The 9724-nt window shown below is 70.9% G+C and carries 7 protein-coding genes; 6 read left to right on the top strand and 1 reads right to left on the bottom strand.

Annotated elements, in window-relative coordinates; translation table 11 throughout:
- From ACTWQJ_RS38380 to ACTWQJ_RS38360, 5 genes are all read left to right on the top strand, one after another.
- Window positions 1-665, top strand: a 665-nt coding sequence (locus ACTWQJ_RS38380; protein WP_443311066.1) for a GNAT family N-acetyltransferase, incomplete at its 5' end; no start/stop codon positions are given.
- 322 nt (window positions 666-987) lie between these two features.
- Complete coding sequence (locus tag ACTWQJ_RS38375; protein ID WP_443311065.1) at window positions 988-1809, top strand: glycosyltransferase family 2 protein; 822 nt, start codon at window positions 988-990, stop codon at window positions 1807-1809.
- Window positions 1806-2795, top strand: coding sequence for a glycosyltransferase family 2 protein (locus ACTWQJ_RS38370; protein WP_443311064.1), 990 nt, complete (start codon window positions 1806-1808; stop codon window positions 2793-2795). The genes ACTWQJ_RS38375 and ACTWQJ_RS38370 overlap by 4 nt, the downstream gene beginning before the upstream one ends.
- Complete coding sequence (locus ACTWQJ_RS38365) at window positions 2788-3588, top strand: polysaccharide deacetylase family protein (protein ID WP_443311063.1); 801 nt, start codon at window positions 2788-2790, stop codon at window positions 3586-3588. The genes ACTWQJ_RS38370 and ACTWQJ_RS38365 overlap by 8 nt, the downstream gene beginning before the upstream one ends.
- Window positions 3581-7294: a lipopolysaccharide biosynthesis protein gene (locus tag ACTWQJ_RS38360; protein WP_443311062.1), complete on the top strand. Its 3714-nt coding sequence runs from the start codon at window positions 3581-3583 to the stop codon at window positions 7292-7294. Before ACTWQJ_RS38365 ends, ACTWQJ_RS38360 begins: the two co-directional genes overlap by 8 nt.
- Before the next feature lie 7 nt (window positions 7295-7301).
- Here ACTWQJ_RS38360 and ACTWQJ_RS38355 read toward each other — a convergent pair whose 3' ends face one another.
- Window positions 7302-8714 carry a GH39 family glycosyl hydrolase gene (locus ACTWQJ_RS38355; protein WP_443311061.1) on the bottom strand — a complete coding sequence of 471 codons (1413 nt, stop codon included), beginning with the start codon at window positions 8712-8714 and terminating at the stop codon, window positions 7302-7304.
- Window positions 8715-8882: 168 nt separating this feature from the next.
- Between ACTWQJ_RS38355 and ACTWQJ_RS38350 the strand changes: the two genes are divergently transcribed.
- Window positions 8883-9724: DUF5925 domain-containing protein (locus tag ACTWQJ_RS38350; RefSeq protein WP_443311060.1), on the top strand; the 842-nt coding region annotated here is incomplete at its 3' end.

Below are 9724 nucleotides of genomic sequence, written 5' to 3'. Positions count from 1 at the left end.
ACGAAGCCTATCTGAGCCAACTGCGCGGCCAGTCAACGAAGTTCAACAAGACGACCCCCGACGAGGAGCGCAAGCTGGGCCGGGACGCGGGTGAGGTCGTGTACGTCCACGACGAGCGCGATCCCGCCGCCCTGCGCACGCTGATGGACTGGAAGTCCGCGCAGTACCGCAGGACGGGGCGCAGCGACCGCTTCGCGCACGACTGGATCATCCGGCTGGTGGAGCAGCTGTTCCACACCCGATCCCAGCCGTTCGCCGGGATCCTGTCCGTGCTGTACGCGGACGGCAAGCCGATCGCCGCGCACTTCGGGTTGCGCTCCGAGCGGGTGCTCGCCTGCTGGTTCCCGGCGTACGACCCGGCGTACTCGAAGTACTCCCCGGGGCTGGTCCTGCATCTGCGGATGGCCGAGGCGGCCGCCGCCGACGGCATCGCCTATCTCGATCTGGGCCGGGGCCAGAAGGAATACAAGGACTCCCTGAAGACCCGTGAAATCCAGGTGTTCGAGGGGTGGGTGACGCGACGTCACCCGGTGGCGATCGGGCACCGGGCCCGACGTGCGCCGGTGCGCGCGCTGCGCAATGTCGTGGTGTCGCGACCGGAGCTGTTCGAGCCCGCCGACCGGCTGCTCAAGAAAATGGGCAAGATTCGGTCAGGTCGCAAGTAACGGCCAAACCAACAAAAAGGTGAGGTCATGTTCCAGGTCTTGCCATAAGGAGTGATAGGTCAATACCGTCATAGATCTCACCCGCATCGGACCATCACCAAGCGGAACCAGGGGAGGGCTCAGGGCCGCGGTGGTGCCGGCGCGGGGCGCGGTAGGGGGGTGCCGTGCTCGGTGACCTGCGTGTGACCGAGACGTGCCGCGCAACCGGCTGCCGTTTTCCGCGGCCGGCGAGCTTTTGCCAGTGACAACCCCCCTTTCGAACCGGACAAAGAGCCGGGCCGCCCGGGGGTGGGCGGTCCACCGGACGAGAGGGACCAGACTCATGAGCTCCGTTCTGGGCTCGGCAACCACGAGCCAGAATCCGACAACGGCCGGCGCATACCGGCCGATCTCCTCTCACCTGGCCATTGCGCCACCAGTGAGCGTGGTGATTCCCGCCATGAACGAGGCGGAGAATCTCCCCTACGTCTTCAAGACACTTCCGGGCTGGATACACGAAGTGGTTCTTGTGGACGGCAATTCCACCGACAACACCGTCGAGGTCGCCCGTGACCTGTGGCCGGACGTGAAAGTCGTCGGACAGCGCGGCAAGGGCAAGGGCGACGCGCTGATCACCGGGTTCGAGGCCTGCACCGGCGACATCATCGTGATGGTCGACGCGGACGGCTCGGCCGACGGCAACGAGATCGTGTCGTACGTCTCCGCCCTCGTCTCGGGCGCGGACTTCGCCAAGGGCTCGCGTTTCGCCAACGGCGGCGGCACCGACGACATGACCTTCATCCGCAAGCTCGGCAACCGTGCCCTGTGCGCGGTCGTCAACCGCAAGTTCGGCGCCCGCTACACCGATCTGTGCTACGGCTACAACGCGTTCTGGCGGCACTGCCTGGACAAGATCGACCTCGACTGCACCGGCTTCGAGGTCGAGACCCTGATGAACATCCGGGTGGTCAAGGCGGGGCTGAAGGTGCAGGAGATACCGAGCCACGAGTACCTCCGCATCCACGGCACCAGCAATCTGCGCGCGGTGCGCGACGGGCTGCGGGTGCTGAAGGTGATCCTCAAGGAGCGCTCCAACCGGCGTGCTCTGCGCCGCCGTTCGCACCCCTCTCCGATGCTCGACACGGTCCGGGGAGAGGTGTCTTGAGCAGTCCCGACATCTCCGTCGTGATCTGCGTCTACACCGAGGACCGCTGGGAGGACATCCTCGCGGCGGTCGCCTCGGTGCGGGCGCAGTCCCGGCCGGCTCTGGAGACGCTCCTGGTCGTGGACCACAACGAGGCGCTCCTGGACCGTCTGGCCGGGGAGTACAAGGAGGCCGGGGACGTGCGGGTGCTCGCCAACGCGGGCCCCCGCGGTCTGTCCGCCGGCCGCAACACCGGCATCGCGGCCGCCCGCGGCGACGTCATCGCCTTCCTCGACGACGACGCCGTCGCCGAACGCGACTGGCTGCGCCACTTCGCCTCGTCGTACGCCGACCCGCGGGTCATGGCGGTCGGCGGCCGTACCGAGCCGATCTGGGCGTCGGGGCGCCGGCCCGCCTGGTTCCCGGAGGAGTTCGACTGGGTGGTCGGCTGCACCTACCGGGGCCTGCCGCACGGACTGGTCCGGGTGCGCAACGTCCTCGGCGGCAACGCCTCCTTCCGCCGCAGCGCGTTCGACGCGGCAGGCGGCTTCGCCACCGGCATCGGCCGCGACGGCGACAAGCGCCCGCTGGGCTGCGAGGAGACGGAACTGTGCATCCGCCTCACCCGCGCCCTGCCCGAGGCGGTCCTGCTGATCGACGACCGTGCGGTGATCCACCACCGGGTGCCCAAGGCGCGTGAGCACTTCCGGTACTTCCGTACGCGTACGTATGCCGAAGGCCTGTCGAAGGCGCTGGTGGCCCGAAGCGTCGGCGCGGACAAGGGACTCGAGTCGGAACGCCGGTACACGACCCGGGTGCTGCCCGCCGGGGTGGCACGCGGACTGCGCGACGCCGTGCTGGCCCGGCCGGGCGGTGCGGGGCGGGCGGCTGCGATCGTCGCCGGAGTGTTCGCGGCGGCCGGTGGGTACGTCGTGGGGAGTGTCCGGGCGCGCAGGGGCGGCACCACGTTCTCCGTGGCGCCGATCGAGGGGGGTTCCGGTGGCTGAGGTGCGCGTACCGATCCTCATGTACCACTCGGTCGCGACCGACCCGAACGACGCCACCCGCGCCCTGTCGGTCACCCCCGATGCCTTCGCCCGACAGATGACGGTCATCGGCGACCTGGGCCTGACCCCGGTGACCACGGCCGACCTGGCGGCGCGGTGGCGCACGGGCCGCCCGCTGCCGCCGCGCCCGGTGCTGGTCACCTTCGACGACGGCTACGAGGGCGTACACCGGCACGCCCTGCCCGTGCTCGCCAAGCACGGCTTCCCGGCCACGCTGTTCGTCTCCACGGGCTGGCTCAGGGGCGCGTACGACACCGGCGGCGGCCTGGACCGCATGCTCGACTGGGACCAGGTGCGGGAGCTGGCGGACGCGGGCGTCGAGATCGGCGGCCACAGCCACAGCCACCCGCAGCTCGACCAGCTCGACGACGCCGCCCTGCGCTTCGAGCTGACCCGCTGCCGGGACATCGTGGCCGGTGAACTGGGCGCCCTGCCCGTGTCGTTCGCCTACCCCTACGGCTACTCCAGCCGCCGGGTGCGGCAGGAGGTGCGCGCCACGGGATACGCCCAGGCGCTCGCCGTCGGCAACGACCTGGCCCGCCGCCGGCAGGGGCCGTACGCCCTGCGCCGTGTCACCGTGCGCCGCAGCACCGGTCTCGAGGAGTTCGAGCGGCTGATCGAGGGCCGCGCGATCGCCCGCACCTTCGCCAGGGACCGCGCCCTCACCAAGGGGTACGCGATGGTCCGCAGAGCACGACAGGTCCGCCGGAAGGCCACCAGAACCCGTGTCTGACACGACGACCACAGCACAGGCCGAACCCACCGAGACGCAGACCCCGGAGCAGCAACAGCCCCGGCGCCGACTGCGCCTGCCCGGACTCGACCGGTCGCCAGGAGGCGGTCAGCTGTTCCGCAACGCCTACGCGCTGATGCTCAACACCGGCATCTCCGCCCTCCTGGGCCTCGGCTACTGGCTGGTGGCGGCCCGCTACTACTCCGAGTCGGCGGTCGGCCAGGGCTCGGCCGCGATCGCCGCGATGAAGCTCCTCGCAGGGCTCACCGCTGTGACGCTCACCGGTGCCCTGGCCCGCTTCATCCCGGTCGCGGGCCGCACCACCGGGCGGCTCATCCTCCGTACATATGCGGGCAGTTCGCTGGTAGTGGCGCTGGCCGCGGGTGTCTTTCTGCTGACGCTGGACGTGTGGGGGCCGTCGTACCGCTTCCTGCACGGGGCGCTGCCCGCCGTCGGGTTCGTGGTGGCCGTCGTCGCGTGGAACCTGCTCACCCTGCAGGACGGTGTGCTGACCGGGCTGCGCAGCGCGCTGTGGGTGCCGGTCGGCAACACCGTGTTCTCCGCGGTGAAGCTGGGGCTGCTGGTCGCGTTCGCGGTGGCGATCCCGATGACCGGCGTCTTCGTGTCCTGGGTCGCGGCGATCGCGACCTCCGTACTGCCGTTGGGCTGGCTGGTGTTCCGGCGGCTGGTGCCCCGGCATGTGAAGGCGACCGAGGAGCAGGCGACCCCGCCGACGCTCGGGGAGGTCGGCAGGTTCCTGGCGGGCGACTACACCGGGTCGCTGTTCTCGCTCGCCGTGGTCTATCTCGTGCCGGTGATCGTGGCCGCGCAGGTCAGCTCCGAGGACAACGCGTACTTCTACATCACCGCCACCATCGGCGGCACGGTCAACCTGCTCGCCATCAACATGGGCGCCTCGCTGACCGTCGAGGGCTCGCACGACCCGGGCCGCCTCGCCGCCAACACCCGTGCCGCGCTGAAGCGGATGGCCCGGATCATGCTGCCGGTCGCCGCCCTGCTGTTCTTCGGCGCCCCGTGGATCCTCGGTGTCTTCGGTGCCGGCTACGCGGACGCGGCGACGCCGCTGCTGCGCTGGTTCGCACTCGGCGCGGTACTGCGGGTCGTGATGGAGACGTACCTGGCGGTGCTGCGCGCACAGAGCCGCACCGCCGGACTCGCCTGGCTGCAGGGCCTGTTGTGCGTGCTGGTGCTCGGGCTGACGTTGCTGCTGCTCCCCCGCATGGGGCTGACCGGCGCGGGCGTCGCGGAGATCGCCAGCCTCGCGGTGATCGTGGCGATCGCCGCGCCCAAGCTGTACAAGATCGTCAGGGCTCCGTCCGTCGACGTCGTCGAGGGCACGGCACCCGACGGGGACCTCGCCGACCTGGGGGCGCGCGAGGTCCCGGCGGCGCCCGGGCCGGCTCGCCAGCGCGGGCCGGCCTGGGCGCTCGACGGCGACACCCTCGCTCTCGGCATCCATGTCGACTTCGACCACCTCGAACGCCGTCCCGACGTGCGGCCGGGGCCGGGGACACCGCCGACGGGCGTGCCCGTGCTGCCGGAGCCTGAGGTGGACGCGCCGTTCGAGCCGGAGGCCGGTGTGGCGGCCGTACCGGAGCCGATGCCGGAACCGGAGCCGATACCCGCCCCGGAAGCGGATGCTCCCCGTCCGGAGCCGTCGCTGCGACGCCTGTTCCCCACCCGCCTCGGTGTGATCCTCGGCTGTCTGCTGATCGCCGCCCTCCTGCTGTACTGGGTCCCGGCCCTGCGGCTCGGCGAGGCCGACCTGGACCGGATGGGCGGGCTCGGCCTCATCTCCGTGCTGCCGGCCCCGACCCTGCTCGGCGCCGCGCTGCTGGTCGTGGTGTTCGCCTCGCTGCTGTGGCTCGGTCGCGAGCACCGGACGCTGCTGCTGGTCACCCTGCTGGTGACCGTCGTGTCCCTGCACGCGCTGCCCGCGGTGATCGAGACCGAGCCGCGGTTCGCCACGGCCTGGCAGCACCTCGGGTTCCTCGACCACATCGACCGGACCGGTATCGCGGTGCCCGACCTGGACGCGCGCTGGAGCTGGCCGGGCTTCTTCGCGGCCGCCGCGTTCGTCGCCCAGGCCTGCGGGGTCACGGACCTCACCGAGGTCATCCGCTGGTGGCCGCTGGCCATGCAACTGCTCTATCTGGCCCCGCTGTTCCTGCTGACCCGCTCGCTCCGGGCGAGCTGGCGCGCCAAGTGGACCGGCGTCTGGATCTTCGTGCTGAGCGGCTGGGTCGGCCAGGACTACTTCTCCCCGCAGGGCTTCACCTATCTGCTGTACCTCGTCTTCGTGGCGATCCTGCTCGTCTGGTTCCGTGCCCCGCGCGTGATCTGGACCAAGGCGCGTCCCGGCGAGGTGGAGGTCGAGCCGACGAACCGACGGCAGCGGGCCGTGCTGCTGCTGGTGGTGACCGGTCTGTTCGCGGCGACCGTGCCGGCCCACCAGCTCACCCCGTTCGTGATGCTGGGCGTGCTGGCGGTCCTCGTCCTGATCGGCAGGTCCGAACTGCGCGGCCTGCCCGTGCTGTGCGGGGTGATGGTCGCGGCCTGGATCGGCTTCCTGGCCGAGCCGTACTGGTCCGGGCACTTCGCCGAGCTGTTCGGCGGGGTCGGCGGCGTCGGCGGCAATGTGTCGTCGTCGGTGTCCGGCCGGATCGAGGGCGGCAGTTCCACCCACAAACTCGTGCTGTACGCGCGCGTGGCGCTGGCCGGCGGGGTGATGGCCTTCGCCTGCTGGGGCTGGTGGCGGCGGCGCGAGCACAAGTACCGGGAGCGTTCGCTGCTGGTCCTCGCCTTCGTGCCGTTCCTGGGCTTCGGCATGCAGTCGTACGGCGGTGAAATGGCGCTGCGCGTCTTCATGTTCGCGCTGCCCGGCGCCGCCCTGCTGGCCGGACTGGCCCTGTTCCCGCGTACCGGCGTCACCGCCGAGGAGCGCGACAAGGACCGGGTGAGCCTCGCACCGCTGGCCGTGCTGATGGCCGGGCTGGTACTCATGGGCGGCTTCCTGGTGGCCCGTTGGGGCAACGAGACCTTCGAGCGGGTACGGCCCGGTGAGGTCGCCGCGATGGAGTACGTGTACGCCCATGACGACCCGAGCGTCCGGCTGCTGTGGCTCAGCGACGACCCGCTGGAGACCGTGACGCCGGCCATGCCGTGGGGCGCCCGGGAGATGGAGAAGGTGCAGTACGTGCCGACGCAGGCGCCGACCGACCCGGTGCTGGTGTCGGGGCTGGTCAAGGCGCTGAAGGACGCGGGGCCGAACTCGTATCTGATGATCAACCGAAGTCAGGTCACCTTCCTGCGCATGGACGTGGGCTACTCGGCGACCTGGGAGCCCCGGCTGATCCAGAACCTGGACCGGCGGCCGGAGCTGCGGAAGGTGTACGTCAACGAGGACGTCACCATGTACGCCCTGGCCCGGCAGCCCAGGGGGCCCGTGCCGGAGGCGGACCCGGGGCGGGCCGGACCGCTGGTGACCTGGACACCCTGGTCGGTGGTCGGGGCGCTCGCGGCCGTCGCGCTGATCGTGCTGCTGACGGCGCGGGAAGTGGTCCGGGTGGCGGTGCGGCCGAGCGTGCGGCAACTGCGGTGGCTGCAGAGCACCTTCTGGTTCTCGCTGCCGCTGCTGGCGGTGCTGCTCGCCTCGCTGGTGCAGCGGTTCCTGACGATGAAATGAGCGACACCTACCGCTTGAGCCACTTCACCTCGTACGCCTGCATGTCGAACCGCTTGCCGTCGACCTCGGTGCTGATCGCCCGGTCGAGCGTGTTGACCACCAGGACGGTCCGGTCGCCGGCGAGGACACGTACGTCCGCCGGGGCGGACACCGTCTCGTACGGCGTGCCCGGCGGGAACTCGGCGTTGAAGCGGGCGACCAGGTCATACATGGGCAGCCTGCCGCCCCCGTCGCCGGTGTCGGTCGGCGTCCACAGGCAGCCGGGGCAGTCGGGGCCCGTCTCCTCCTCCGGGTTCCAGTAGAAGCCGGAGGAGGCGCCGCCCTTGACCATGGCGATCATTCCGGCGGCCTGGACGGCACCGCGGCGGGCCTCGGACCAGCCGTGCCGGTCGTCGTTGCCGTCGGACGGCTCGACGTAGTACTCGGCCCACCACAGCGGCAGATCGCCGCCGGTCTGCCGGCGCACCCACCGGCCGACGGCCGTGAACTTGTCCGTCGCGGCGAACTCGTCGGGCAGCAGATCGTCGTCCTTGGTGTAGCTGGAACCGTCCACGACGACGAAGTCGGCGCCCGCCTTGTGCTCGTTCCAGTAGCTGAAGGCGTCCAGGACCCGCTGGTCCATGGCGCCCCAGGGGCCCTTGAGGGTGCGGGAGGCGTTCTCGGTCTGGCGCGGGTCGACGCTGTCCATCACGAGGTACGGGCCGCCGACCATGATGTCGGCGTCGACCTTCTTCAGGGCCCGGTATACGAGGTTGTACAGCTTGGTGTAGCCCTCGTGGTCCCAGCGGTGCTCCGCGTCGTTCCAGAACCCCTTGAACTCGTTCCAGACGATGAAGTGGCGCACGTCCGGATAGCGCTTGGCGACGGTCGCGGCGAGCGCGGCGAAGTCGTCGTAGTGCTCGGGGTCGGGGGCCGTCTCCAGGGCCGACTGGCTCCAGTCGGTGTTGCCGGCGCCTGCCTCGCCGCCCTTCATCCAGTCCGGGGCGCAGCACAGGGTGATGACCGGCGTGCCCCCGGAGGCGCGGACGAAGTCGACCCGGCGGTCCAGTGCCGCGAAGTCGTAACGCCCCTTCACCGGCTCGGGGTTGTCGGCTCCCCAGCCCATGATGTGCTGGTTCTGCGGCAGGCTTGTGGTCTTGAGCAGGCCCTGGACACGCGCGGTGGCGGCGGCGCTGCCCTCGTCGGCGCTGAACTGGGTGTGGGTGAAGCCCCAGCCGACGTCCGGCTGCGGCTCCTGCGGCGGGGTGGCGGGCGTGCCGTGCACCCTGTCGCCGTCGGGCGAGGTGCCCTCGGTGCTCGCGCCGCCGCCGGGAAGCGTGCTGACCAGGGTCACCACCAGGGCCACGACGGCCGCCGACACACCGAGCAGCGCGGTGAGCCGCCACCGCCGCGCCCCCGAATCCCACCCATGACGTCCCATCGAGGGCAACAGTAACGGCGGGCAGGGGGGTTGGGGCAGATGTCGTGGATGTACGACCCGGTAACGGGACGGAGAGGGACACAGCAGGAGGAGGGACATGGAGCCGACACTCCACGCGCACCGCGGAAACCGGGTGCACGCGGAGCCCGTGTGCCCGATCATGGCGGCATGTCTGCGAACCCACACGACGCTCTGCCGATCCGGCTCAACGTCGACGACAGCGACTCGCCGTCCGACGTCGTCGACGCGCTGTTCCTCGGCCGCTTCGCGACGGGCGAGCAGCCGTACTCGCACGCGGCCAACATCGACCGCGTACGGTCCGGGGCGACACTGCTGCCGCCGGACGCCCGGGTGCTGCGCGCGGCCCGCGACGACGACCGCAGCGCCACGCTGGCGGAGGGCGACGGCTGGACGCTGCTCATCTCCCGCTGGAACCGCGGCGCCGACGTCACGGTGACGGCGACCAGCCCCGAACTGGCGCAGCAGGTCCTCGACCAGGCCACGGACGGCGCGGCGGACGAACCCGAGCCGCAACCGGAGAACGTCACGATGGGCTTCTGGTACGTCTCCCCGAGGCGCGGCCCGCACCGTACGACACGGCAGATCTCGGCAGGGACGTGGGACGAGGTCCGGGCCAACTACACGGCACCGGTCGCGGACGCGATGGACCGCCTGATGAAGACGACCCCGGAGGACATCGCAGGCCGGCTGCTGCTCCTGCACGGCCCGCCCGGCACCGGCAAGACGTCGGCGCTGCGCACGCTGGCCCGCTCGTGGCGGGACTGGTGCCAGGTGGACTGCGTCCTGGACCCGGAACGCCTCTTCTCCGACGTCGGCTACCTCATGGACATCGCGATCGGCGAGGAGGACTCGGCGGGCAAGGGCCGCTGGCGGCTGCTGCTGCTGGAGGACTGCGACGAGCTGATCCGCGGCGAGGCCAAGCACACGGCCGGGCAGGCACTGTCCCGCCTGCTGAACCTCACCGACGGCCTGCTGGGCCAGGGCCGCAA

This window comes from Streptomyces sp. KR55, assembly GCF_052245645.1.
Lineage (GTDB): Bacteria > Actinomycetota > Actinomycetes > Streptomycetales > Streptomycetaceae > Streptomyces > Streptomyces flavusporus.
This window is presented reverse-complemented; position numbering and strand designations above follow the sequence as displayed.